The organism is Citrobacter amalonaticus (genome assembly GCF_018252635.1).
Classification (GTDB): domain Bacteria; phylum Pseudomonadota; class Gammaproteobacteria; order Enterobacterales; family Enterobacteriaceae; genus Citrobacter_A; species Citrobacter_A amalonaticus_E.
In genome coordinates this window covers 14,583-38,884 of the sequence record NZ_JAGTXM010000005.1, presented here as the reverse complement: position 1 = coordinate 38,884, position 24,302 = coordinate 14,583, and the positions used below count along the sequence as shown (strand labels likewise).

Genomic DNA, 24,302 nt, shown 5'->3' with positions numbered 1-24,302 from the left:
AATTCGCCTTCGTCCCCGGGAGACCATCAAACAACCTCTCCTGACGCAAAAACAGCCAATACGCGCCAGAAAATGTAAATGCGCGTAAGGGAGGCTGATTCAGTCGTACTTTTTGTCTATTTACTCTGTCTATAAACCGAGTAAATGTTACTCTCGTCATTATCAACGACCATTATCATGGAGAGAAAAATGGCGACCCATTTTGCCAGAGGGATCCTGACGGAGGGACACCTGATTTCGATGCGTCTCCCGTCATCCTGTCATCATGAAGCACGAAGATTGCCAACCCATCGTCAGACCCGATTTCTGGCATCCCGAGGACTTCTCGCCGAGCTGATGTTTATGCTGTATGGCACACTCGAATTACCGGAAATCGTCTACAAAGCCAAAGGGAAACCAGCATTTCGCGATAAGAATCTGCCCAGTTTTTCCATCGCCTACGCCGGTAATATGGTTGGCGTGGCGCTGACAACCGAAGGGGAATGCGGACTGGATATGGAACTCCAGCGCGCCACCCGAGGATTTATCAGCCCCCATACCGCCGAAGTCCCGACCTTCTCCAGCAACGAAAGTCTGTGGATCAGCAAGCAACACGATCCCGACGAAGCGCGTGCGCAGATGATCACCTTGCGCCAGAGCGTCCTGAAACTGACGGGAGACGTCCGCAATGACGATCCGCACGAACTACAGCTTCTGCCAGGGGCTGGACGTCTGAAATGTGTGTCTGTTACTCAGATTGAAGCTATCTGCGACGCCGAAGATCTGCTGGTCTGGTCGGTTGCGGTTACGCCTGCCATTGATAAACTTCAGCTATGGGAGTTAGATGGTAAGCACGGTTGGAAAAGCCTGTCTGATATCCAGACCCGTGCGAATGCGCCAACGGGTCGCCTGATGCGATTCGCGCAATTATCTGCAGCGACGTCTTATACGCATAACTGATGGAGTTACCATGTCTGAAACGTTGAATGTTGTTACATTACTGGGAAGCCTGCGCAAAGGTTCGTTTAACGGTATGGTTGCCCGTACGCTGCCGAAAATCGCCCCGGCAGGTATGGAAGTGAGTGCGTTACCGTCTATCGGTGATATCCCGCTTTATGATGCCGATGTGCAACAGGAAGAGGGGTTCCCGGCAAGCGTCGAAGCGCTGGCAGAGCAGATCCGCCAGGCCGATGGCGTGGTTATCGTTACGCCGGAATACAACTACTCGGTCCCGGGTGGCCTGAAAAACGCTATCGACTGGCTGTCACGCTTGCCCGATCAGCCGCTTTCCGGCAAACCGGTGCTGATCCAGACCAGTTCGATGGGCGCAATCGGCGGCGCGCGCTGCCAGTATCATTTGCGTCAGATCCTGGTCTTCCTGGATGCAATGGTCATGAACAAGCCGGAATTTATGGGCGGCGTGATTCAGAACAAAGTAGACCCGCAAACGGGTGAAGTGATTGACCAGAGTACACTGGACCATCTAACCGGCCAGCTCACCGCGTTTGGTGACTATATCCAGCGGGTTAAAGCCTAATAAAAAGCCCGGTGGCGCTAGCGCTTACCGGGCCTACACTCTTTAGTAGATCAGGTAAGCGAAGCGCCACCTGACACCACAAACCGCACCTTAATGCGCGTCAATAAACACAATCTTCAGCACAAACAGCAGCGCCACAACAACGACGCACGGGCTCAGATCACGCAGACGACCGGTGCCGATTTTCATCACACAGTAAGAGATAAAGCCCAGCGCGATCCCTTCGGTAATCGAGAAGCTAAACGGCATCATCACAGCAGTAATAAACGCCGGCACGGATTCAGTGAGATCGTCCCACTTCACGCGAGACAGACTGGACGTCATTAACACGCCGACATAAATCAGCGCGCCTGCGGCCGCATAGCCAGGCACCATTCCCGCCAGCGGAGACAGGAAGATCACTAACAGGAACAGCAGACCTACAACCACAGCGGTCAGACCGGTACGCCCTCCGACAGAAACGCCGGAAGAGGACTCGATATAGGCAGTGACGGAAGAAGTCCCGATAAATGCCCCGGTCACAGAGGAGACGCTATCAACAAACAGCGCCTGCTTCATGCGCGGGAATTTACCTTTTTCATCCGCCAGACCGGCTTTGTCAGTCACGCCGATCAAAGTACCAGAAGAGTCAAACAGGTTAACCAGCATGAAGGAGAAAATCACCCCCGCCAAACCAATGTTAAGCGACCCCGCCAGATCGACATGTCCAATCACTGACGAAACGCTCGGCGGCGCAGAGACAATGCCGTTATAGTGCACATCACCCATCATCCAGCCCAACAGCGTGGTGACGATGATGGACACCAGCACGGCGGCGTGAATGTTACGTGACGCTAGGATAGCGATGATGAAGAAACCGAGCACGCCCAGCAAAACGCTGTGGGAGGTCAGATTACCGATGCTGACCAGGGTTTCCGGATTTGCGACGATGACGCCTGCGTTTTTCAGGCCCATCATGCCGATGAACAGACCGATACCGCTGGTGATCCCCACACGCAAACTGACCGGGATATTGGCAATCATCCAGTAACGCACGCGGAAGATAGTCAGCAGTAGCAGACCGACGGCGCCCCAGAAAATCGCGCCCATACCGACCTGCCACGGCAGGCCCATCGCGCCAACCACAACGAAGGCAAAGAACGCATTCAGCCCCATTGCAGGCGCCAGCGCTACCGGCAGATTAGCGAACAGCCCCATCAGAATACTGCCGAACGCGGCAATCAGACAGGTCGTCACGAAGACGGCGCTGGTATCCATGCCAGCAACGCCCAGAATTTGCGGGTTAACAAAAACGATATAAACCATCGTCAGGAAGGTGGTGAAACCGGCGATCACTTCGGTGCGTGCCGTTGTGCCATGTTCGCGCAGTTTGAACACGCGTTCCAGCATCCCCTGACCAGACGTCTGGGTTGTGTGTTGTTGACTCATTATCAATTTCCAAACAAGGAGGGAAAATTCGTCGCTATCCTATACCAAAATGCGACAATAGGGGGTGATTGTGCGATGTTTTTTTCATTGATTTTACTTATACGGCAACGATTGCGTTGCACAATCAGGCAGTACGTAAACGTTAAACTAGTGAAAAGGGAAAGGCATGTCCGGAATTGAAGCGGTATTTTTTGACTGTGACGGTACGCTGGTCGACAGTGAAGTGATCTGTTCCCGTGCGTATGTCGCAATGTTCCAGGAATTCGGTATCACCCTCGATCTCGAAGACACTTTTAAACGCTTTAAGGGCGTAAAGCTCTACGAAATCATTGATATCATTAATGAGGAGCATGGGGTGACGTTGGCCAAAGCTGACTTAGAACCCGTCTACCGCGCCGAGGTCGCACGCCTGTTCGACTCGGAACTGGAAGTGATCCCTGGTGCGAATGCATTGCTGGACAGTATGACGGTGCCGATGTGCGTGGTTTCTAACGGTCCGGTCAGTAAAATGCAGCACTCACTGGGAAAACTGGGCATGCTGCATCATTTCCCGGACAAACTGTACAGCGGCTACGATATTCAGCGCTGGAAGCCCGATCCGGCGCTGATGTTCCACGCGGCAAAAGCGATGAACGTGAACGCGCAGAACTGCATTCTGGTAGATGATTCTTCTGCAGGCGCGCAGTCGGGGATTGAGGCGGGAATGGAAGTGTTCTACTTCTGTGCCGATCCACACAACAAGCCTATCGACCATCCCAAAGTGACGACTTTTACCGATCTGGCGCAGTTGCCGGCATTGTGGAAAGCGCGTGGGTGGAATATTACGCGATAATAAAAAAGCCGGATGGCGCACGCGCTTATCCGGCCTACAGGATCCATGGTTTTGTAGGGCGGGTAAGCAAAGCGCCACCCGCCAAAAAAATTACTCTTTCGGATCTTTTCCCGCCAGCAGCTTATCCAGTTCATCGCCGCCCACGTGACGGAAGTCCTGTCCCTTCACGAAGTAGAAGATGTATTCACAGATATTCTGGCAGCGGTCGCCGATACGCTCGATAGAGCGCGCGCAGAACAACGCGGTCAGCACGCTGGGAATCGTACGCGAATCTTCCATCATGTAGGTCATCAACTGACGCACGATCCCTTCGTATTCCTGGTCCACTTTCTTGTCTTCACGGTAGATACGCACCGCTTCATCCAGATCCATCCGCGCAAACGCATCCAGCACGTCATGCAGCATCTGTACGGTGTGGCGTCCGAGTGATTCCAGGCTTACCAGCAGCGGCTGGTGCTGCTGGGAAAATTTCTCCAGCGCGGTACGACAGATTTTATCCGCCACGTCGCCAATACGTTCCAGCTCGGCGATGGTTTTGATGATCGCCATCACCAGACGCAGGTCGCTCGCCGTCGGCTGGCGCTTGGCGATGATGCGGACACAGGCTTCATCAATCGCCACTTCCATCATGTTGACGTGCTTATCGCCTTCAATAACGCGCTTCGCCAGTTCGCTGTCCTGATTGTGCATCGCGGTGATGGCATCAGAAAGCTGCTGCTCGACCATGCCGCCCATCGTCATTACCTGAGTGCGGATGCTTTCCAGTTCGGCGTTGAACTGACCGGAAATGTGTTTATTAAGGTTTAAATTGTCCATCATTTCTCCAGATGCCCGGGCATATCAACCGTAGCGGCCAGTAATGTAATCTTCGGTTTGTTTCTTCGCGGGCTTGGTGAACAGGTCGTCCGTGTTGCTGAACTCAATCAACTCGCCCAGGTACATAAACGCCGTATGGTCGGAACAACGCGCAGCCTGCTGCATGTTGTGGGTCACGATCACCACGGTGTAATCCTGTTTCAGCTCAGTGATCAACTCTTCGATACGACCGGTTGAGATCGGATCCAGCGCTGAGCACGGCTCATCCAGCAACAACACTTCCGGGCGAATGGCGATACCCCGCGCGATGCACAGACGTTGCTGCTGACCACCGGAGAGAGAGTACCCGCTCTGGTGCAATTTATCTTTGGTTTCATTCCATAGTGCGGCCTTGGTCAACGCCCACTGCACGCGCTCGTCCATATCCGCCCGGGACAATTTCTCAAACAGACGCACGCCAAAGGCGATGTTGTCATAGATAGACATCGGGAATGGCGTTGGCTTCTGGAACACCATCCCGACTTTGGCACGTAACAAAGCGATATCCTGGGTATTGGTGAGAATATTGTCACCATCGAGCAGGATTTCACCTTCCGCACGCTGTTCCGGATACAGTTCAAACATCTTGTTGAACGTACGCAGCAGCGTCGATTTACCACAGCCGGAAGGCCCGATAAATGCCGTCACCTGGTTCTTAGCGATATCCAGGTTGATGTTCTTTAGGGCATGGAACTTGCCGTAGTAGAAGTTCAAATCACGAACCTGAATCTTACCCGGTGCAGTATCAACCATACTCATTTTACTCTTTTCCTTATCATGCCTGATGGCCGCAGCTTTCAGGCCTACAACAAATAGGTTCAACCGTAGGCCGCACGCCGCCATCCGGCAACGTGTTAACCGTGTTTGCTCTTGGCGAAAATAACGCGCGCCAGAATGTTCAGCAGCAATACGCACAGCGTGATAATCAGCACCCCAGCCCACGCCAGTTGCTGCCATTCCGCAAACGGACTCATCGCAAATTTAAAGATGGTGACCGGCAGGTTGGCGATCGGCTGCATCATGTCGGTACTCCAGAACTGGTTGGAGAGCGCCGTAAACAGCAGCGGGGCAGTTTCACCCGCGATACGCGCAATCGCCAACAGGATACCGGTCATGATCCCGGAGACAGACGCTTTCAGCGTAATCGCGGAGATCATTTTCCACTTCGGCGTCCCCAGCGCATAAGCCGCTTCACGCAGACTGTCCGGCACCAGCTTCAACATGTTTTCAGTGGTTCGAATGACGATAGGCACCTGCAACAACGCCAGCGCAATCACGCCCGCCCAACCGGAGAAGTGCTCCATCTGCGCTACCACAATGGTGTACACGAACAGACCAACCACGATAGACGGGGCAGAAAGCAGAATGTCATTGATGAATCGAATCACTTCCGCCAGCCAGGATTTGCGACCATATTCCGCCAGATAAATCCCGGCCATGATGCCCAGCGGCGTACCAAACACGGTCGCCCACAGGATTAGCAGGCCACTGCCTGCCAGGGCGTTCGCCAGTCCGCCTCCTGCCGTATTCGGCGGCGGCGTCATTTCGGTGAACAGCGCCAGCGACATCCCGTCGATACCGCGAGTAATGGTAGACATGAGGATCCAGACCAGCCAGAACAGGCCAAACGCCATTGTCGCCATTGAGAGCGTCAGCGCGATGCGGTTTTTCATCCGGCGCTTAGCCTGCATTTTGCGACGGGATTCTGCCAGTTCTGCGCTGGTTTGCATTTCAAGCGTAGCCATTAGCGTGCCCCCTCATTCTTCGCAAGGCGCAAAATCATAAACTTAGATGCTGCCAGCACGATGAAGGTAATCACAAACAGAATCAGACCCAGCTCCATCAACGCGGCAACGTGCAGACCGGATTCCGCTTCCGCAAATTCGTTCGCCAGCGCCGAGGTGATACTGTTACCGGGCATGTACAGCGATGCGCTGTCGAGCTGGTAGGTGTTGCCGATGATGAAAGTCACCGCCATCGTTTCACCCAGTGCACGTCCCAACCCCAGCATGATGCCGCCAATCACCCCATTTTTGGTGAACGGCAACACGATGCGCCAGATCACTTCCCAGGTGGTACAGCCAATACCGTAGGCAGACTCTTTCATCATCACCGGCGTCTGTTCAAATACATCACGCATTACCGCCGCAATGTAAGGGATGATCATGATGGCGAGGATCACGCCTGCCGCCAGAATACCGATACCAAATGCCGGGCCGGAGAACAGTGCGCCAACAAACGGGATGTTGGAAAGAATATTGCCGACCGGTTCCTGGAAATAAGTGGCAAACAGCGGAGCAAAGATAAACAGGCCCCACATGCCGTAGACGATACTCGGGATAGCCGCCAGCAGTTCAATCGCGATGCCCAGCGGGCGACGCAGCCAGCCAGGCGCGAGTTCAGTCAGAAACAGGGCAATGCCGAAGCTCACCGGAACGGCGATCAGCAGTGCGATAAAAGAGGTGACCAGCGTACCGTAGATGGGTACCAGCGCTCCGTAGATGTCGTTTGGCGCGTCCCAGTCTTTGGTCCACAGGAAAGAGAAACCAAATTTCTCAATGCTGGGCCAGGAGGAGATGATCAGAGAGACAATAATGCCACCCAACATCAATAGCACAATCAGCGCAGCCAGTTTTACCAGCGCGCTGAAGATTTTGTCACCCTTTTTACCCGGTGGGTTAAAAGCAGGCTTGGTTGCAGCCATAAATCACTCTTTAAGTTTGGGCCAGGAAGCGCGCATTTTATCGCGCTTCCTGGCTAACGTAATGCCATACCCTAAATAATTCGAGTTGCAGCAAGGCGGCAAGCTTGTGAATCCCCAGGAGCATAGATTCACTATGTGACTGGGGTGAACAAACGCAGCCAACACAGCTGCGGCTCGAAGTATGACGGGTATTTAGTACAGCGCTTTACCGCTGCTGTCTTTCACATTAGTCTTCCATGCCGCACGGATCTGCTCAACCACGCTGTCCGGCAGGCTGGCGTAATCCAGGTCATTAGCCTGTTTGCCGCCATTTTTGTATGCCCAGTCGAAGAATTTCAGCACTTCTGCACCCTGCTCAGGTTTCTTCTGCTCTTTGTGAACCAGGATGAAGGTGGTGGAGGTAATCGGCCACGCATCATCACCTTTCTGGTTCGTCAGATCCTGGGCGAAAGATTTGCTCCAGTCAGCGCCTTTCGCGGCGTTAGCGAAGTTCTCTTCGGTCGGACTCACCGGTTTACCGTCAGCCGAAATCAGTCTGGTGTATGCCAGGTTGTTCTGCTTAGCGTAAGCGTATTCGACGTAGCCAATGGAACCTGGCAGACGCTGTACGAACGCGGCGATACCGTCGTTACCTTTACCGCCCAGACCGGTTGGCCAGTTAACGGTAGAGCCCGCGCCCACTTTGGTTTTCCACTCTTCGTTCACTTTCGCCAGATAGCTGGTGAAGACGAAGGAGGTACCGGAACCATCAGCACGGCGCACAACGGCGATGTTCTGAGAAGGCAGTTTCACACCAGGGTTCAGTTTGGTGATGGCTTCATCATCCCACTTCTTGATGTTCCCCAGGTAGATGTCACCCAGAGTTTTCCCATCCAGTACCAGTTCGCCTGACTTCAGACCCGGGATGTTTACCGCCAGTACCACGCCGCCAATCACGGTCGGGAACTGGAACAGGCCTTCCTGATTCAGTTTTTCGTCAGACAACGGCGCATCAGAGGCACCGAAATCAACAGTATTCGCTGTAATTTGTTTTACACCACCGGAGGAGCCGATACCCTGGTAGTTCACTTTACTACCGGTCTCTTTCTGATAAGTATCAGCCCATTTGGCATACACCGGCGCAGGAAAAGTTGCACCTGCGCCTGTCAGACTTGCTGCTGCTAATGCAGAGAAAGCGCTCATAGATAAGGTCGCGGCGACAACAGTTGCGACAGTGGTACGCATAACTTTCATAATGTCTCCTGCAAGATTTTCGTAAATCATTGTTAAGTGGCTACGATGAGCAAAATAGGACAAACAGGTGACAGTTAAATGTACGAAATATGACAGTTTTATGACAATGGAATTTTCCGTTAAATCAGAATCATTTTTTTGCTGTTTATCATTAAGTTAACCAAATATATGACAATGGCTTTTCAGGAAAATTTTCTTTTTGTGACACTGAAAAAAGTAGCTGAAGATGACGATTTGTCACATTAAAACGGCGGGAGAATTGATTAAAAACAGCGCAGAAGTGAAAAAATGCCCCGCTTTCGCAGGGCATGAACGTTTTACTCAACGGTAACCGATTTTGCCAGGTTACGCGGTTGATCCACATCGGTGCCTTTAATCAGCGCCACGTGATAGGCCAGCAGTTGCAAGGGCACGGTATAGAAGATCGGCGCAATCACCTCTTCCACATGCGGCATCTCAATGATGTGCATGTTATCGCTGCTGACAAAACCGGCGTCCTGATCGGCGAAGACATACAGCTGACCACCACGGGCGCGCACTTCTTCAATGTTGGATTTCAGTTTTTCCAGCAGTTCGTTGTTTGGCGCCACAACGATAACCGGCATATCGGCATCAATCAGCGCCAGCGGGCCGTGTTTCAGTTCACCTGCCGCATAGGCTTCTGCGTGGATGTAGGAGATCTCTTTGAGCTTCAGTGCACCTTCGAGAGCGATCGGATACTGATCGCCACGGCCCAGGAACAGGGCATGGTGTTTGTCAGAGAAATCTTCAGCCAACGCTTCAATGCGTTTGTCCTGAGAGAGCATTTGCTCTATACGGCTCGGCAACGCCTGCAGGCCATGAACGATGTCATGCTCAATGGACGCATCCAGACCTTTCAGACGCGCCAGTTTCGCCACCAGCATCAGCAGAACGGTTAACTGAGTGGTAAACGCTTTCGTCGACGCCACGCCGATTTCCGTGCCGGCATTGGTCATCATCGCCAGATCCGATTCACGCACCAGAGAAGACCCCGGAACGTTACAGATGGCGAGTGAACCCAAATAGCCCAGTTCTTTCGACAAACGCAGGCCTGCCAGCGTATCTGCCGTTTCGCCCGACTGAGACAGGGTGATCATCAGGCTGTTACGGCGCACTGCTGATTTGCGGTAGCGGAATTCAGAAGCGATTTCGACATCGCACGGAATACCGGCCAAAGATTCAAACCAGTAGCGAGAAACCATCCCGGAGTTGTAGGACGTGCCACACGCAATGATCTGGATATGCTCAACCTGCGACAACAGCTCATTAGCTTTTGGTCCGAGCTCGCTTAAATCCACTTCGCCGTGGCTGATGCGCCCGGTCAAAGTGTTTTTAATCGCGTTTGGCTGTTCGTAGATCTCTTTCTGCATGTAGTGGCGATAGATACCTTTATCACCCGCGTCATATTGCAGATTAGATTCGATATCCTGACGCTTCACGTCCGCGCCAGTCTTATCAAAAATCGCGACGGAACGACGGGTCACTTCCGCAATATCACCTTCTTCCAGGAAGATAAAGCGACGGGTCACCGGCAACAGCGCCAGCTGATCGGAGGCGATAAAGTTTTCCCCCATCCCCAGACCGATAACCAATGGGCTACCTGAACGCGCAGCCAGCAGTGTATCCGGATGACGGGTATCCATAATGACCGTACCGTACGCGCCGCGCAGCTGCGGGATGGTGCGCAGCACGGCATCACGTAACGTACCCCCCTGTTTCAGCTCCCAGTGCACTAAGTGAGCAATCACTTCGGTATCGGTTTCTGAAACAAAGGTATAGCCGCGCGCTTTCAGCTCTTCACGCAGCGGTTCATGGTTTTCGATGATGCCGTTATGCACCACCACAATGTGCTCAGAAACATGCGGATGCGCGTTTGCTTCCGAAGGTTCGCCATGCGTTGCCCAACGGGTGTGAGCAATACCGGTGCCGCCTTGCAACGGATGTTCTTCTGCCGCCTGAGACAGCATCTGTACTTTACCCAGACGACGCAGACGGGTCATATGACCTTCAGCATCCACCACGGCCAGACCTGCAGAGTCGTAACCGCGGTATTCCAGTCGACGTAAACCTTCAAGAAGGATTTCAGCTACATCACGTTGCGCGATAGCGCCAACAATTCCACACATAGTTTTTTATTCCGAATCAAGGCATTATGCCTGTCGTTGTCTTTCGACCTGTTTCCCCTTCGTCTTTCCCTCCGTAGCTGCGTTGGCTACACTTGTTCACTACGGTCACTTACTTTAGTAAGCTCCCGTCGATTCCCAAGTTTGCCGCCTTGCTACAGCGCGAAATACTTTGGGTAATGCCCGTATTTTCGGGCGCCCCGAGCCTTGTAGAGAGTGGGGTTATTGTTATAGGTACTGCTTGTAGGGGGAGATATATATTTATCTCCTCCCCGGGTTTGCCTGATGACGGCTACGCCTTATCAGGCCTACTCAATCGTAGGGCGGGTTACCCGCCTTATTGTTACTTTTTCTTCACCGGGCGTTTCCAGCCCTGCTTGCTTACCTGCGGAACGCGGCTTAACACCAGCTCATTCTCGGCGACATCGCGCGTCACTGTCGTTCCGGCAGCAATGGTCGCACCATTACCGACGGTCACCGGCGCCACCAGTTGAGTATCGGAGCCGACAAACACATCGTCGCCAATAATGGTTTTAAACTTGTTCGCGCCGTCGTAGTTGCAGGTAATCGTCCCTGCGCCAATGTTCACGTTATCGCCAATTTCCGCATCGCCCAGATAGGTCAGATGACCGGCTTTTGAGCCTTTGCCGAGACGCGCTTTCTTCATCTCAACGAAGTTGCCAACGTGAGCACCTGCTAACAGCTCAGCACCAGGGCGCAGACGAGCGAAAGGTCCAATGGTGCAGGCCGCGTCCAGATGGGCATCTTCCACTACGCTGTACGGGCTGATTTCACAGTCATCCCCAATAACGCTATTTTTTATGACACACCCGGCGCCAATCTTCACACGATGGCCCAACGTGACGTGACCTTCGATGATAACGTTAGTATCAATTTCAACATCTCGCCCATGAACGAGCGTACCGCGCAGGTCAAAACGCGCCGGATCGCGCAACATTACGCCCGCCAGCAGCAGTTTTTCTGCCTGCTCGGACTGGTAAACGCGTTCCAGACGGGAAAGTTGCAGGCGGTTGTTTACGCCTTCGACTTCGCTCAGACGATCGGGATGAACGGCCGCGATTTCACGACCTTCCTGATAAGCCAGCGCAATGATGTCGGTGATGTAGTATTCACCCTGTGCATTGTTATTGGTCAGTTTAGACAACCAGCGCTTCATGTCCGCACCGTTTGCAATCAGGATCCCGGTGTTGATTTCCTGGATCTGACGCTGTTCGTCGCTGGCATCTTTATGCTCAACAATACCGGTTACTTTGCCGTTTTCACGCGTGATACGTCCATAGCCGCTCGGATCGTCCAGCTTAACCGTGAGCAGACCAATCCCCCCCTGGGGTTTGGCATCGCGCAGGCGCTGTAGAGTCGCAATCGAGATCAGCGGGACATCGCCGTAGAGCATTAAAATGTCTTCATCATCGCCAAAGAATGGGGCGGCCTGCTGCATAGCGTGGCCGGTGCCCAACTGCTCTGCCTGCAACACCCAGTTCAGGTTGTCTTCTTTCAGGCTTTCTTTTAGCAGATCGCCGCCGTGGCCATAGACCAGATGAACCTGAGATGAGCCTAATTCATTAGCTACATCAATGACATGCTGAACCATCGATTTCCCGGCAAGGGTATGCAGCACTTTTGGAAGATCGGAATACATACGTGTGCCTTTGCCTGCAGCAAGGATCACAACGCTCATCGCTTTATTCAACATACGCGCCCTGACTGTAATTTGAGAACGAATTTATACCGTTTCACTTTGAAAATACTACATTTTTTTCATCGTGAAATGGGCAGAGGATAAAACGCACAATCGCGAGTTTTCCTCAACGAAGATAGAGACATTTTCGTCCATTGAGGCGGCTTTTGTCTTCTGAAAAGTCACCTGACTTCGTGATTAACGCGGCAGGCTAATGTTTTTGCTCTTTTTTTGATCCATAAAGAAAGATCACGTAAAAGCACAATAATGACAGGCAAAAAAAAAAACCAGCCTGAAATCAGACTGGTTTTCGTTTTTTTAACCCGGTGTTACATCGCTTTTTTGGTCAACTCGATAACGCGCAGTTTCGCGATCGCTTTGGCCAGTTCCGCAGATGCCTGAGCGTAATCCACGTCACCATGAGAGCTCTTAATGTGCTCTTCAGCCTTACGTTTCGCTTCCAGGGCTCTCGCTTCATCGAGATCCTGCCCGCGAATCGCGGTATCAGCCAGTACGGTCACGCTGCCAGGTTGCACTTCAAGAATGCCTCCAGACAGGTAGATGAACTCTTCATGACCGAACTGTTTAACGATGCGGATCATACCAGGCTTAATGGCGGTGAGCAGCGGAGCGTGCCCTGGGAAAATACCCAGTTCACCTTCACTACCCGTTACCTGGATTTTCTCGACCAGACCAGAGAACATTTGTTGCTCTGCGCTGACGACGTCCAGGTGGTAAGTCATTGCCATATCACCCTCCGATTAAGGCGTTAAAGTTTTTTGGCTTTTTCTACGGCTTCTTCGATAGAACCAACCATGTAGAACGCCTGCTCTGGCAGGTGGTCATACTCGCCTTCCATGATGCCTTTAAAGCCACGGATGGTGTCTTTCAGGGAAACGTATTTACCCGGAGAACCGGTGAATACTTCCGCAACGAAGAACGGCTGGGACAGGAAGCGCTGGATCTTACGCGCACGAGCTACCACCAGTTTGTCTTCTTCAGACAATTCATCCATACCCAGGATGGCGATGATGTCTTTCAGTTCCTGATAACGCTGCAGCAGGGACTGTACGCCACGCGCGGTGTCGTAGTGTTCCTGCCCTACCACCAGCGGATCCAGCTGACGGCTGGTAGAATCCAGCGGGTCAACGGCCGGGTAGATACCCAGAGACGCGATCTGACGGCTCAGTACCACGGTTGCATCTAAGTGAGCAAAGGTGGTGGCTGGTGACGGGTCAGTCAAGTCATCCGCAGGTACGTATACCGCCTGAACGGAAGTGATAGAACCGGTTTTGGTAGAAGTGATACGTTCCTGCAGAACACCCATCTCTTCCGCCAGGGTTGGCTGGTAGCCTACCGCTGATGGCATACGGCCCAGCAGTGCGGAAACTTCCGTACCGGCCAGGGTATAACGATAGATGTTATCGACGAACAGCAGTACGTCACGACCTTCGTCACGGAATTTCTCTGCCATGGTCAGACCGGTCAGTGCAACGCGCAGACGGTTTCCCGGCGGCTCGTTCATCTGGCCATAAACCAGGGATACTTTATCCAGAACGTTGGAGTCGGTCATTTCGTGGTAGAAGTCGTTACCCTCACGAGTACGTTCACCTACGCCCGCAAACACAGAGTAACCGGAGTGCTCGATCGCGATGTTACGGATCAGCTCCATCATGTTTACGGTTTTACCTACACCCGCACCACCGAACAGACCAACTTTACCGCCCTTAGCAAACGGACACATCAGGTCGATAACTTTGATACCGGTTTCCAGCAGTTCCTGAGAGCTGGACAGCTCTTCATAGGACGGCGCGGCGCGGTGGATAGCCCAACGCTCTTCTTCACCGATATCGCCTTTCATGTCGATCGGGTGACCCAGGACGTTCATGATACGGCCCAGGGTTGCTTTACCTACCGGGACTTCGATCGGATGCTCGAGATCTTTTACTTCCAGACCACGGCGCAGACCGTCAGAAGAACCCATTGCGATGGTACGTACGATACCGCCGCCGAGCTGCTGCTGAACTTCCAGCACCAGACTCTCTTTACCATTCATAACCTCAAGAGCATCGTACACGCGCGGTACGGCATCCTGAGGGAATTCGACGTCAACCACGGCGCCGATTACCTGGACAATTTTTCCAGTAGCCATCTTGAATCCTCTACGAATTAACCTGGTTATACCGCGGATGCACCACCGACGATTTCGGTGAGTTCCTGAGTAATGCTGGCCTGACGAGCTTTGTTGTATACCAACTGCAGCTCTTTAATCAGGCTGCCGCCATTGTCGGTCGCGGCTTTCATCGCCACCATACGTGCGGCCTGCTCGCTGGCCAGGTTTTCTACCACGCCCTGATAAACCTGAGATTCAACGTAACGACGCAGCAGGGTATCCAGCAGCGGTTTCGGATCGGGTTCATACAGGTAATCCCAGGCCTTTTGTTTTAACTCTTCATCTTCTGATGCCGGTAATGGCAGCAGTTGAGTCAGCGTCGGAACCTGAGACATGGTGTTGATAAATTTGTTGCTGACAACGTACAGTCTGTCCAGACGACCTTCATCGTAAGCCTGCAGCATCACTTTAACCGGGCCGATTAGTTCGGACAGGGAAGGGTTATCTCCCATACCGGTTACCTGAGCAACCACATTACCGCCAACGGAATTAAAGAAAGACACGCCCTTAGAGCCGATCATTGCGATGTCGCACTGAACGCCTTTATCGGACCATGTTTTCATATCCGCCAGCAGCTTTTTGAACAGGTTAATGTTCAAGCCACCGCACAGACCACGGTCAGTCGACACCACCAGGTAGCCCACGCGTTTAACGTCGCGTTCTTCCAGGTACGGGTGCTTATATTCCAGATTACCATTCGCAAGGTGACCAATCACTTTGCGCATGGTCTCTGCATAAGGACGGCTGGCCGCCATGCGATCCTGCGATTTACGCATTTTGGAAGCGGCGACCATCTCCATCGCTTTAGTGATCTTCTGCGTGTTCTGGACGCTTGCGATCTTACTACGTATCTCTTTTGCGCCGGCCATGAGCTTCTCCTCAATGCCTTGCGGCCTGTCCTAAGACAAGCCGCCAGACGTTACCAGGACTGGGTTGCTTTGAAGGAATCGAGGATAGCTTTCAGCTTGCCTTCGATTTCGTCGTTATAGTTACCAGTCTGGTTGATTTCTTGCATCAGCGGAGCATGGTCACGGTCGACGTAAGCCAGCAGAGCGGCTTCGAAGCTACCGATTTTCGCCAGTTCCACATCTTCGAGATAACCGCGTTCAGCTGCGAACAGAACCACACCCTGTTGTGCGACAGACATAGGGGCATACTGTTTCTGCTTCAGCAGCTCGGTCACTTTCTGACCGTGGCTCAGCTGTTTACGGGTTGCTTCGTCCAGATCGGATGCGAACTGAGAGAACGCAGCCAGTTCACGATACTGTGCCAGCGCAGTACGGATACCACCGGACAGTTTCTTAATGATCTTGGTCTGAGCAGCACCACCTACACGAGATACGGAGATACCCGGGTTAACTGCCGGACGAATACCGGAGTTGAACAGGTTGGTTTCCAGGAAGATCTGACCATCGGTAATAGAAATTACGTTGGTCGGAACGAACGCAGAAACGTCACCCGCCTGGGTTTCGATAATCGGCAGAGCGGTCAGGGAACCGGTTTTACCTTTCACTTCACCCTTGGTGAAGTTCTCAACGTATTCCGCATTAACGCGGGATGCGCGCTCCAGCAGACGAGAGTGGAGGTAGAACACGTCGCCCGGGAATGCTTCACGTCCTGGCGGACGACGGAGCAGCAGGGAAACCTGACGGTAAGCAACGGCCTGTTTAGACAGGTCATCATAAACAATCAGCGCATCTTCACCGCGGTCACGGAAGTATTCGCCCATTGCGCAACCGGCATACGGTGCCAGGTATTGCAGTGCAGCAGATTCAGACGCGGTCGCCACAACAACGATGGTGTTGGCAAGTGCGCCATGTTCTTCCAGTTTACGAACCACGTTAGAAATGGTGGACGCTTTCTGGCCGATAGCCACGTACACACATTTGATGCCGGAGTCACGCTGGTTGATGATGGCATCGATTGCCATCGCAGTTTTACCGGTCTGACGGTCACCGATGATCAATTCACGCTGACCACGACCGATTGGGATCATGGCATCAACGGATTTATAACCGGTCTGCACCGGCTGATCGACGGACTGACGTTCGATTACGCCCGGCGCGATAACTTCGATTGGCGAGAAGCCATCGTTATCAACCGGACCTTTACCATCAATCGGGAAACCCAGCGTGTTAACCACACGGCCCAGCAGGCCACGGCCAACCGGAACTTCCAGAATACGCCCCGTACACTTAACCTTCATACCTTCGGCGAGGTCAGCGTATGGACCCATCACCACTGCCCCCACGGAGTCACGCTCCAGGTTCAGTGCGATAGCGTAACGGTTACCCGGCAGGGAAATCATCTCACCCTGCATACAATCGGCCAGGCCGTGAATGCGGATAACACCGTCACTTACAGAAACAATAGTACCTTCGTTATGAGCTTCACTCACAACATTGAACTGAGCAATGCGCTGCTTGATCAGTTCGCTGATTTCGGTGGAATTCAGTTGCATGCTCCAGTCCCCTTAAGACTGCAAGACGTCTGCAAGACGTTCAAGACGGCCGCGTACGCTACCATCAATGACCATATCACCCGCACGGATGATTACGCCCGCCATTACAGACTTATCGATTTTGCAATTCAGCTTAACTTTGCGTGACAGACGTTTTTCCATCGCAGCGCTAATCTTCGCAAGCTGTTCTTCACTCAGTTCGTTCGCGGACGTGACTTCTACCTCAGAGATAGACTCACTCGCGGCACGCAGGTGAATGAACTGCTCAAGAACATCCGGGAGCGCGTTCAGACGGTTATTCTCAGCCATCACCCTAATCAGGTTCTGACCGTTTTCGTCCAGTTGCTCACCGCAAACTGCGATAAACGACCCGGCGAGCGTTTCCGGCGCCAGCGCGCCAGAGAGAAGCTCTGCCATTTGTTCGTTCTTAGTCACCTCGGCGGCAAACGCCAGCATGTCCTGCCAGCGCTCTACACTTTGGTGTTCGACGGCAAAGTCAAAAGCTGCTTTGGCGTAGGGGCGAGCTACCGTAACAAATTCAGACATCAGCCCCTCCCTCCTTACAGTTCAGCGACAAGTTTATCCACGATGTCGCTGTTAGCAGCTTCATCCACGGAACGTTCGATGATCTTCTCGGCGCCAGCAACAGCCAGGATAGCAACTTGCTTACGCAGCTCTTCACGGGCACGTTTACGCTCAGCATCAATTTCCGCCTGCGCCTGGGCCACGATTTTAGTACGTTCCTGTTCTGCTTCCGTTTTGGCTTCGTCCAGGATCTGAGCGCGACGTTTGTTCGCCTGCTCGATGATTACCTGAGCTTCCGCCTTCGCTTTTTTCAGCTGGTCGGTCGCGCTGGCCTTTGCAAGGTCAAGATCCTTGTGTGCGCGTTCAGCAGAAGCAAGACCGTCAGCAATTTCTTTTTGACGCTTCTCGATGGCAGCCATTAACGGCGGCCATACATACTTCATGCAGAACAGAACAAACAGGACAAACGCGATGGCCTGGCCGAGGATTGTTGCGTTAAGATTCACAGCACAATGCCTCTATCTAGTTAACGTTCTGATATTGCTCTTAATTCAAGCAACGCTTACTACGCGACAGCGAACATCACGTACAGACCCAGACCTACAGCGATCATCGGGATAGCATCCACCAGACCCATAACGATAAAGAACTGAGTACGCAGCAGAGGAATCAGATCAGGTTGACGCGCTGCGCCTTCCAGGAATTTACCCCCGAGGATGCCGATACCGATCGCAGCACCGATTGCCGCCAGACCCATCATCACAGCGGCAGCCATGTACAGCAGATCCATATTCAGGTTTTCCATGACAGTCTCCAGTTTGTTTCAGTTAAAACGTAGTAGTGTTGGTAAATTAATGCTCTTCAGACGCCATCGACAGATAGACGATCGTCAGAACCATGAAGATGAAGGCTTGCAGCGTAATAATCAGGATGTGGAAAATGGCCCACGGCACATTCAGGATCCACTGTGACCACCACGGCAACAGACCAGCAATCAGAATGAAAATCAGCTCACCGGCATACATGTTGCCGAACAGTCGCAGACCGAGAGAAACCGGTTTAGACAGCAGACTTACCCCTTCAAGGATTAAGTTGACAGGGATGAACGCCCAGTGATTGAACGGCTGCAGCGTCAACTCTTTCGTGAAGCCACCGATGCCTTTCATTTTGATGCTGTAGAACAGAATGAGGATAAATACGCCGAGCGCCATGGACAGGGTAATGTTCACGTCAGCAGACGGAACCACGCGCAGTGCAGGCAGACCGAAGATATGCTCGCCGATGTACGGCAGCAAGTCGATTGGCAGTAAGTCCATCAGGTTCATCAGGAATACCCAGACGAAGATCGTCAGGGCCAGCGGTGCAATCAGCTTGCTTTTGCCATGGTACATGTCTTTCACGCTACCATGCACAAAGCCGATTATCAGCTCAATCGCGGTCTGAAACTTACCTGGTACGCCGCTGGTCGCCTTTTTGGCTACGCTGCGGAACATAAGCAGGAACAACAGACCCAGCACCACCGAGAAAAACATGGAGTCAATATTGAGCGTCCAGAAGGTGGCTGGGGGGTTATGCGGATCCACCAGCGAGAATGTACGCAGGTCCAACTGAAGGTTGTTCAGATGGTGTCCTATGTAATCCTGCGGCGTCATATTTTCTGAAGCCATGATGCCTTTTACCCTTTGTTGTTAATTACAGCCGGCGCCAGTATCTGAACCACCAGCACCAAAACCCACGTAACGATCAGCGGCAAAAATACCGCCTTGAAAACCGCCAGCGCCACCACCAGCAAAATCAGCATCGCTAACACCTTGAAGGCTTCGCCGAAGGCGAACGTCCAGGCCACTCGGCCTTTAGCAGGTGTATGCGCCTGGTGACGCCAGGCAAATATCATAAACAACACGTTAGGCAGAAAGACTGCCATACCTCCGCATATTGCGGAAGTGCCCCAGAAGAGGTCTTTGAGGCTGAACAGCAATCCACTTGCTACTACCGCCAGAAACTGAATGAACAGAAGCTTACGAGCAACGTTTCGACTCAAGAGCGACACAGACATCACGTTTTTAACTCCTGCTCCCTTCGAGGTATGCCGCGTGTCGTATAAAACGTTCTTTAAGGCTTAGAGTCAAGCATCAAAAAGCGGTCAAATTATACGGTGCGCCCTCGTGATTTCAAACAATAAGTAGCTAAAAGGTGAATAAATGTTTAAATATTTTTCCCTGGCCCACATTTATGACTTTTAGCCAAACTGTGAACGATCATGCAAAACTGCAAATAGCGCGTAAACACTGGTGTTAAAGCGTGCTTCAGATCACATATTGAGCATATTCGCCCCGACAGTATTTATTTACTTGGCAAATGATGCGTTTTCAACTTTCTGATATTTAAGCTTAAAATCACTCACTCTTTTAAAAACGAACGATTACATGTCAAAAACCAACCATTGACATTTTTAATAAAAATTCAACACTCGAGAGTGATTCTCCACCTGGATTTTTAGCAGCCTGATATTTTCAGTGCTGACTAATTTTGCCTTTAGTCAAAAAAGCCACGTTGCTCTGTTGATAATAGACAGTAAACGGGGCGTAAAGTGTAACGACTAATTTCGGCCAAAATGTCTCCGTGTTTTAACAAGTAAAAGTCCGTTTTTTTTCTAGTTTTTTTGATAAATATTAAATTTAGTTTGGCTTAATCACCACCAGATGGCGCTCGCCTTCCAGATGCGGAACCTGCAGTTTAACAACAGATTCAACGCGAAACGCTGCAGGTAACGATGCCATTTCGTCTTCCGGTAGCTGACCTTTCAGCGCATAAAAGCACCCCTTCTCGCCCGGCAGGTGGTGACACCAGCTCACCATGTCATTGAGTGAAGCGAACGCCCGGCTGATCACGCCATCAAACGGCGGCTCTGCGGGAAATTCTTCCACACGACTTTGCACCGGCGTGATGTTACCCAGTTTAAGTTCATGCTGGACCTGACGCAGAAAACGCACGCGTTTGCCCAGACTGTCGAGCAGAGTGAAATGCGCTTGCGGACGCACAATGGACAACGGAATGCCAGGCAATCCTGGTCCGGTACCGACGTCAATAAAACGTTCACCCTGCAAATGTGGCGCAACGATAATACTGTCGAGAATGTGACGAACCAGCATCTCGTTGGGATCCCGCACAGAGGTCAGGTTGTACGCTTTGTTCCATTTATGCAGCATTTCAACGTAGGCAATCAACTGATTTTTCTGGTGATCGGTAAGCGAAATGCCGGCGTCAGCCAGCAGGCGAGTGAGTTTATTGAGCACGGTTGGTACCTGTTTAAGTTTTGTCGGATGGCGGCTTCGCCTTATCCGACCGACAGACGCGGTTTGCTGGCCCGGTAAGCATAACGTCACCGGGCAATTTTTAATCTGTTAAGCGCTGCGGCGCAGCATGCCCTGCTTTTTCAGCCACACCAGCAGAATGGAGATGGCTGCAGGCGTGACGCCGGAGATACGCGATGCCTGACCGATCGAAACCGGCTTGTGATCGTTCAGCTTGGCAATCACTTCGTTCGACAGACCGGATACCTGGCGGTAATCCAGCGTCGCAGGCAGCAACGTGTTTTCATTGCGCTGCTGTTTTTCGATCTCATCCTGCTGACGCGCAATATAGCCTTCGTACTTCACCTGAATTTCAACCTGTTCAGCGGCCTGCATGTCTTCCAGCGCGGGTGCAAACGGGGCCAGCGTCGTGAGCTGCGCATAGGTCATTTCCGGACGACGCAGCAGATCTTCACCGCTGGCTTCACGAGACAGCGGCGCGGTAAGGTGAGCGTTCACTTCGTTGGCCGATTCTGCCGCAGGCGTCACCCAGGTGGATTTCAGACGCTGACGTTCGCGTTCGATGTTCTCCAGCTTCTCGTTGAAACGCGCCCAGCGCTCATCATCCACCAGACCCAGTTCACGGCCCATTTCCGTCAGACGGAGATCGGCGTTGTCTTCGCGCAACATCAGACGGTATTCGGCACGTGAGGTGAACATGCGGTACGGCTCTTTGGTTCCCAGCGTGCACAGGTCGTCGACCAGTACGCCGAGATACGCCTGAGAACGCGCCGGCGCCCAGCCCTCTTTGTCTGCGGACAGACGCGCGGCGTTGAGTCCTGCAAGCAGTCCCTGCGCAGCGGCTTCTTCGTAACCGGTCGTGCCGTTAATTTGTCCTGCAAAAAACAGGCCCTGGATAAATTTGCTTTCCAGGGTAGGTTTCAGGTCGCGTGGATCGAAAAAGTCATACTCAATGGCATAACCTGGACGAACGATTTTCGCGTTCTCCATCCCTTCCATGGAGCGGACAATCTGCATCTGCACGTCAAAAGGCAAGCTGGTGGAGATCCCGTTCGGGTAAATTTCATTTGAGGTAAGCCCTTCCGGCTCCAGGAAGATCTGGTGCTGGTTACGATCGGCAAAGCGCATCACTTTATCTTCGATCGACGGGCAGTAACGTGGCCCGATCCCTTCGATCACGCCTGCATACATCGGGCTACGATCGAGGTTATTGCGGATCACGTCATGGGTTTTCTCGTTGGTGTGCGTGATATAGCACGGCACCTGTTGTGGGTGTTGGGCGGCATTGCCCATGAACGAGAAGACCGGCATTGGGTTGTCGCCATGCTGCTGCGCGAGCACGCTGAAATTGATTGTGCGTGCATCGATACGCGGCGGGGTGCCCGTTTTAAGACGGCTTACGCGCAGCGGCAACTCGCGCAGACGGCGAGAGAGCGGAATGGATGGCGGATCGCCAGCACGGCCACCGCTGTAATTATCCAGACCAATATGAATTTTGCCGTCAAGGAAAGTTCCAACGGTTAACACCACGGCTTTGGCACGGAATTTCAACCCCATCTGGGTCACCGCGCCAACAACACGATCGTTTTCAACAATCAGATCTTCAACCGCCTGCTGGAAGATCATCAGGTTTGGTTGGTTCTCCAGCGCGGTACGCACCGCCTGACGATACAGCACCCGATCCGCCTGAGCACGGGTGGCGCGAACCGCCGGGCCTTTGCTTGCGTTTAGTATCCTAAACTGGATACCTGCCTGATCGATTGCTTTCGCCATCAGACCGCCAAGCGCATCCACTTCTTTTACCAGGTGTCCCTTCCCAATACCGCCAATTGCCGGGTTGCAACTCATCTGCCCCAGCGTGTCGATATTGTGGGTCAAAAGCAGGGTTTGTTGACCCATACGCGCTGCGGCCATCGCAGCCTCAGTGCCTGCATGACCCCCGCCAATGATGATGACGTCAAAAGGATCCGGATAAAACATGGTAATTGCCTCGCATAACGCGGTGTGAAAATGGATTGAAGCCCGGGCGGTGGATTCTACTCAACTTTGTCGGCTTGAGAAAGACCCCGGGATCCTGGGTATTAAAAAGAAGATCTTTTTATTTAGAGATCTGTTCTATTGTGATCTCTTATTAGGATCGTCATTGCCTGTGGATAAGCCGGATCCAGGTATTAAGATCAATACGTTGGTAAGGATCATTAGCTGTGAATGATCGGTGATCCTGGTCCGTATAAGCTGGGATCAGAATGAAGGGTTATACACAACTCAAAAACTGAACAACGGTTATTCTTTGGATAACTACCGGTTGATCCAAGGTTCCTGACAGAGTTATCCACACACGATCGCACGATCTTTACACTTATTTGAGTAAATTAATCCAGGATCCCAGCCAGGCTTCTGCCGGATCTTCCGGAATATCGTGTTCAAGGATGTTGATCTTCAGCGTTTCGCCGAGCTGTTTGGCACCGGCATGTTTCAGCTCGGCTTCGATCTTGTCGATAGCGCCACAGAAGGTGTCATATTCGCGACTCCCGATGCCGATCGCGCCGAAACGCACCTGCGACAGATCCGGTTTTTGCGATTGAAGATCTTCATATAAAGGAACAAGGTTATCCGGAATATCTCCCGCACCGTGCGTGGAGCTGATGACCAGCCAGATCCCGGAGGCAGAAAGATCCCCTAACAGCGGGCCGTGCAGGGTTTCGGTTGAAAAACCGGCATCTTCCAGCTTTTCAGCCAGGTGTTCTGCAACATATTCAGCGCCGCCGAGGGTGCTGCCGCTAATAAGAGTTATGTCAGCCATACGAGCCCATCCTTTTAAAGAAGGGCTATTGTACGCTGTGAGTGAGCTGGGATCTACCTGTGGAAAAATGTGGGATTAAAAAAGGCGATCACGGCTTGATGGTCCGCATGATCGGGTTCTGCAGGACGATCAGCGTCTCAGTGGATTGAATTTCATCAATTGTTTGGATCTTGTTGATAAGTACATGCTGAAGCGCATCGATCGATCGGCACATAACCTTAATAAAGATGCTGTAGTGGCCCGTGGTGTAATACGCCTCGGTGACTTCATCCAGGCTTTCCAGTCTGGCCAACGCTGAAGGATAGTCTTTGGCGCTTTTGAGAATGATGCCGATAAAGCAGCCGACGTCATAACCGAGCTGCTTCGGGCTAACGTCAATGCGTGCGCCGGTGATGATCCCCGCCTGTTTCATTTTCTCTACACGTACGTGAATGGTTCCCGGACTGACGCCAAACTGTTTTGCCAGCTCGGCGTAGGCGGTACGGGCATTTTCCATTAAGGCATCCAGAATGCCGCGGTCCAGATTGTCGATCTGATAATTTTCCATCGCTTTTTCTTATGTGTATTAATGATTCACTCTATTTTAGCGGCTAATTTTAACGAATCAAAATCGAA

General features: G+C 52.3%; 24 protein-coding genes. 3 read left to right on the top strand and 21 right to left on the bottom strand.

Annotated features, from left to right (window positions below; genetic code table 11):
- The first annotated feature begins 189 nt into the window (after nucleotides 1-189).
- Together KE671_RS15750 and yieF are read left to right on the top strand one after the other, a co-directional pair.
- Entirely contained in the window at nucleotides 190-939 is a 750-nt protein-coding gene (locus tag KE671_RS15750) for a 4'-phosphopantetheinyl transferase family protein (RefSeq protein ID WP_206163734.1), read from the top strand.
- A gap of 10 nt (nucleotides 940-949) precedes the next feature.
- Nucleotides 950-1,516, top strand: a complete 567-nt coding sequence (yieF, locus tag KE671_RS15745) for a class I chromate reductase YieF (RefSeq protein ID WP_061075816.1) — start codon at nucleotides 950-952, stop codon at nucleotides 1,514-1,516.
- Between the two features lie 90 nt (nucleotides 1,517-1,606).
- Here the strand turns inward: yieF and adeP are convergent, their stop codons facing one another.
- Nucleotides 1,607-2,944 (bottom strand): NCS2 family permease, encoded by a 1,338-nt coding sequence (adeP, locus tag KE671_RS15740; RefSeq protein WP_206163733.1) that lies wholly within the window; start codon nucleotides 2,942-2,944, stop codon nucleotides 1,607-1,609.
- A gap of 166 nt (nucleotides 2,945-3,110) precedes the next feature.
- On the opposite strand from adeP, the gene yieH reads away from it, so the two are divergent.
- A complete protein-coding gene (yieH, locus tag KE671_RS15735; protein WP_206163732.1) occupies nucleotides 3,111-3,776 on the top strand; it encodes a 6-phosphogluconate phosphatase in 666 nt (221 codons plus the stop codon).
- A gap of 90 nt (nucleotides 3,777-3,866) precedes the next feature.
- Here the strand turns inward: yieH and phoU are convergent, their stop codons facing one another.
- The 20 genes from phoU to asnC all read right to left on the bottom strand — a co-directional run bounded on the left by phoU (nucleotide 3,867) and on the right by asnC (nucleotide 24,234).
- On the bottom strand, nucleotides 3,867-4,592 hold the full coding sequence (phoU, locus tag KE671_RS15730) for a phosphate signaling complex protein PhoU (protein ID WP_206164034.1): 726 nt from the start codon (nucleotides 4,590-4,592) through the stop codon (nucleotides 3,867-3,869).
- Between the two features lie 24 nt (nucleotides 4,593-4,616).
- Complete coding sequence (pstB, locus tag KE671_RS15725; RefSeq protein WP_042998747.1) at nucleotides 4,617-5,390, bottom strand: phosphate ABC transporter ATP-binding protein PstB; 774 nt, start codon at nucleotides 5,388-5,390, stop codon at nucleotides 4,617-4,619.
- Between the two features lie 95 nt (nucleotides 5,391-5,485).
- Complete coding sequence (gene pstA, locus KE671_RS15720) at nucleotides 5,486-6,376, bottom strand: phosphate ABC transporter permease PstA (protein WP_061075814.1); 891 nt, start codon at nucleotides 6,374-6,376, stop codon at nucleotides 5,486-5,488.
- On the bottom strand, nucleotides 6,376-7,335 hold the full coding sequence (pstC, locus tag KE671_RS15715) for a phosphate ABC transporter permease PstC (protein WP_042323550.1): 960 nt from the start codon (nucleotides 7,333-7,335) through the stop codon (nucleotides 6,376-6,378). Before pstC ends, pstA begins: the two co-directional genes overlap by 1 nt.
- A gap of 192 nt (nucleotides 7,336-7,527) precedes the next feature.
- Nucleotides 7,528-8,568, bottom strand: coding sequence for a phosphate ABC transporter substrate-binding protein PstS (gene pstS / locus KE671_RS15710; protein WP_206163731.1), 1,041 nt, complete (start codon nucleotides 8,566-8,568; stop codon nucleotides 7,528-7,530).
- A 317-nt stretch (nucleotides 8,569-8,885) separates the two neighbouring features.
- Nucleotides 8,886-10,715 (bottom strand): glutamine--fructose-6-phosphate transaminase (isomerizing), encoded by a 1,830-nt coding sequence (glmS, locus tag KE671_RS15705; protein WP_206163730.1) that lies wholly within the window; start codon nucleotides 10,713-10,715, stop codon nucleotides 8,886-8,888.
- 340 nt (nucleotides 10,716-11,055) lie between these two features.
- Nucleotides 11,056-12,426, bottom strand: coding sequence for a bifunctional UDP-N-acetylglucosamine diphosphorylase/glucosamine-1-phosphate N-acetyltransferase GlmU (glmU, locus tag KE671_RS15700; protein ID WP_206163729.1), 1,371 nt, complete (start codon nucleotides 12,424-12,426; stop codon nucleotides 11,056-11,058).
- A gap of 314 nt (nucleotides 12,427-12,740) precedes the next feature.
- Nucleotides 12,741-13,160, bottom strand: coding sequence for a F0F1 ATP synthase subunit epsilon (locus tag KE671_RS15695; protein WP_003023809.1), 420 nt, complete (start codon nucleotides 13,158-13,160; stop codon nucleotides 12,741-12,743).
- A gap of 20 nt (nucleotides 13,161-13,180) precedes the next feature.
- The gene (gene atpD, locus KE671_RS15690; protein WP_198906844.1) at nucleotides 13,181-14,563 is read right to left on the bottom strand and encodes a F0F1 ATP synthase subunit beta; all 1,383 of its coding nucleotides are present in this window, start codon (nucleotides 14,561-14,563) and stop codon (nucleotides 13,181-13,183) included.
- Nucleotides 14,564-14,589: 26 nt separating this feature from the next.
- Nucleotides 14,590-15,453: a F0F1 ATP synthase subunit gamma gene (gene atpG / locus KE671_RS15685; RefSeq protein WP_005121458.1), complete on the bottom strand. Its 864-nt coding sequence runs from the start codon at nucleotides 15,451-15,453 to the stop codon at nucleotides 14,590-14,592.
- A 50-nt stretch (nucleotides 15,454-15,503) separates the two neighbouring features.
- Nucleotides 15,504-17,045 carry a F0F1 ATP synthase subunit alpha gene (gene atpA / locus KE671_RS15680; RefSeq protein WP_206163728.1) on the bottom strand — a complete coding sequence of 514 codons (1,542 nt, stop codon included), beginning with the start codon at nucleotides 17,043-17,045 and terminating at the stop codon, nucleotides 15,504-15,506.
- 12 nt (nucleotides 17,046-17,057) lie between these two features.
- Nucleotides 17,058-17,591 carry a F0F1 ATP synthase subunit delta gene (gene atpH / locus KE671_RS15675; RefSeq protein WP_206163727.1) on the bottom strand — a complete coding sequence of 178 codons (534 nt, stop codon included), beginning with the start codon at nucleotides 17,589-17,591 and terminating at the stop codon, nucleotides 17,058-17,060.
- Between the two features lie 14 nt (nucleotides 17,592-17,605).
- Nucleotides 17,606-18,076, bottom strand: coding sequence for a F0F1 ATP synthase subunit B (gene atpF / locus KE671_RS15670; protein ID WP_003827022.1), 471 nt, complete (start codon nucleotides 18,074-18,076; stop codon nucleotides 17,606-17,608).
- Between the two features lie 59 nt (nucleotides 18,077-18,135).
- Entirely contained in the window at nucleotides 18,136-18,375 is a 240-nt protein-coding gene (atpE, locus tag KE671_RS15665; RefSeq protein WP_000429386.1) for a F0F1 ATP synthase subunit C, read from the bottom strand.
- A gap of 46 nt (nucleotides 18,376-18,421) precedes the next feature.
- A complete protein-coding gene (atpB, locus tag KE671_RS15660; protein ID WP_042323563.1) occupies nucleotides 18,422-19,237 on the bottom strand; it encodes a F0F1 ATP synthase subunit A in 816 nt (271 codons plus the stop codon).
- Nucleotides 19,238-19,245: 8 nt separating this feature from the next.
- Nucleotides 19,246-19,626: a F0F1 ATP synthase subunit I gene (gene atpI, locus KE671_RS15655; protein ID WP_042323565.1), complete on the bottom strand. Its 381-nt coding sequence runs from the start codon at nucleotides 19,624-19,626 to the stop codon at nucleotides 19,246-19,248.
- Between the two features lie 622 nt (nucleotides 19,627-20,248).
- A complete protein-coding gene (gene rsmG, locus KE671_RS15650) occupies nucleotides 20,249-20,866 on the bottom strand; it encodes a 16S rRNA (guanine(527)-N(7))-methyltransferase RsmG (RefSeq protein ID WP_206163726.1) in 618 nt (205 codons plus the stop codon).
- Between the two features lie 108 nt (nucleotides 20,867-20,974).
- On the bottom strand, nucleotides 20,975-22,864 hold the full coding sequence (mnmG, locus tag KE671_RS15645; protein WP_206163725.1) for a tRNA uridine-5-carboxymethylaminomethyl(34) synthesis enzyme MnmG: 1,890 nt from the start codon (nucleotides 22,862-22,864) through the stop codon (nucleotides 20,975-20,977).
- Nucleotides 22,865-23,243: 379 nt separating this feature from the next.
- The gene (mioC, locus tag KE671_RS15640) at nucleotides 23,244-23,687 is read right to left on the bottom strand and encodes an FMN-binding protein MioC (RefSeq protein WP_206163724.1); all 444 of its coding nucleotides are present in this window, start codon (nucleotides 23,685-23,687) and stop codon (nucleotides 23,244-23,246) included.
- Nucleotides 23,688-23,775: 88 nt separating this feature from the next.
- On the bottom strand, nucleotides 23,776-24,234 hold the full coding sequence (gene asnC, locus KE671_RS15635) for a transcriptional regulator AsnC (protein ID WP_042323573.1): 459 nt from the start codon (nucleotides 24,232-24,234) through the stop codon (nucleotides 23,776-23,778).
- Nucleotides 24,235-24,302: the final 68 nt, after the last annotated feature.

Excerpts from the sequence above, each read along its gene's own strand:
- atpB (WP_042323563.1), bottom strand. The coding sequence starts at position 19,237 with ATGGCTTCAGAAAATATGACGCCGCAGGATTACATAGGACACCATCTG.
- KE671_RS15695 (WP_003023809.1), bottom strand. The coding sequence starts at position 13,160 with ATGGCAATGACTTACCACCTGGACGTCGTCAGCGCAGAGCAACAAATG.
- atpA (WP_206163728.1), bottom strand. The coding sequence starts at position 17,045 with ATGCAACTGAATTCCACCGAAATCAGCGAACTGATCAAGCAGCGCATT.
- asnC (WP_042323573.1), bottom strand. The coding sequence starts at position 24,234 with ATGGAAAATTATCAGATCGACAATCTGGACCGCGGCATTCTGGATGCC.
- atpD (WP_198906844.1), bottom strand. The coding sequence starts at position 14,563 with ATGGCTACTGGAAAAATTGTCCAGGTAATCGGCGCCGTGGTTGACGTC.
- pstB (WP_042998747.1), bottom strand. The coding sequence starts at position 5,390 with ATGAGTATGGTTGATACTGCACCGGGTAAGATTCAGGTTCGTGATTTG.
- glmS (WP_206163730.1), bottom strand. The coding sequence starts at position 10,715 with ATGTGTGGAATTGTTGGCGCTATCGCGCAACGTGATGTAGCTGAAATC.
- pstC (WP_042323550.1), bottom strand. The coding sequence starts at position 7,335 with ATGGCTGCAACCAAGCCTGCTTTTAACCCACCGGGTAAAAAGGGTGAC.
- atpI (WP_042323565.1), bottom strand. The coding sequence starts at position 19,626 with ATGTCTGTGTCGCTCTTGAGTCGAAACGTTGCTCGTAAGCTTCTGTTC.
- atpG (WP_005121458.1), bottom strand. The coding sequence starts at position 15,453 with ATGGCCGGCGCAAAAGAGATACGTAGTAAGATCGCAAGCGTCCAGAAC.
- mnmG (WP_206163725.1), bottom strand. The coding sequence starts at position 22,864 with ATGTTTTATCCGGATCCTTTTGACGTCATCATCATTGGCGGGGGTCAT.
- pstS (WP_206163731.1), bottom strand. The coding sequence starts at position 8,568 with ATGAAAGTTATGCGTACCACTGTCGCAACTGTTGTCGCCGCGACCTTA.
- atpE (WP_000429386.1), bottom strand. The coding sequence starts at position 18,375 with ATGGAAAACCTGAATATGGATCTGCTGTACATGGCTGCCGCTGTGATG.
- atpH (WP_206163727.1), bottom strand. The coding sequence starts at position 17,591 with ATGTCTGAATTTGTTACGGTAGCTCGCCCCTACGCCAAAGCAGCTTTT.
- glmU (WP_206163729.1), bottom strand. The coding sequence starts at position 12,426 with ATGTTGAATAAAGCGATGAGCGTTGTGATCCTTGCTGCAGGCAAAGGC.
- KE671_RS15750 (WP_206163734.1), top strand. The coding sequence starts at position 190 with ATGGCGACCCATTTTGCCAGAGGGATCCTGACGGAGGGACACCTGATT.
- phoU (WP_206164034.1), bottom strand. The coding sequence starts at position 4,592 with ATGGACAATTTAAACCTTAATAAACACATTTCCGGTCAGTTCAACGCC.
- yieF (WP_061075816.1), top strand. The coding sequence starts at position 950 with ATGTCTGAAACGTTGAATGTTGTTACATTACTGGGAAGCCTGCGCAAA.
- yieH (WP_206163732.1), top strand. The coding sequence starts at position 3,111 with ATGTCCGGAATTGAAGCGGTATTTTTTGACTGTGACGGTACGCTGGTC.
- pstA (WP_061075814.1), bottom strand. The coding sequence starts at position 6,376 with ATGGCTACGCTTGAAATGCAAACCAGCGCAGAACTGGCAGAATCCCGT.
- mioC (WP_206163724.1), bottom strand. The coding sequence starts at position 23,687 with ATGGCTGACATAACTCTTATTAGCGGCAGCACCCTCGGCGGCGCTGAA.
- adeP (WP_206163733.1), bottom strand. The coding sequence starts at position 2,944 with ATGAGTCAACAACACACAACCCAGACGTCTGGTCAGGGGATGCTGGAA.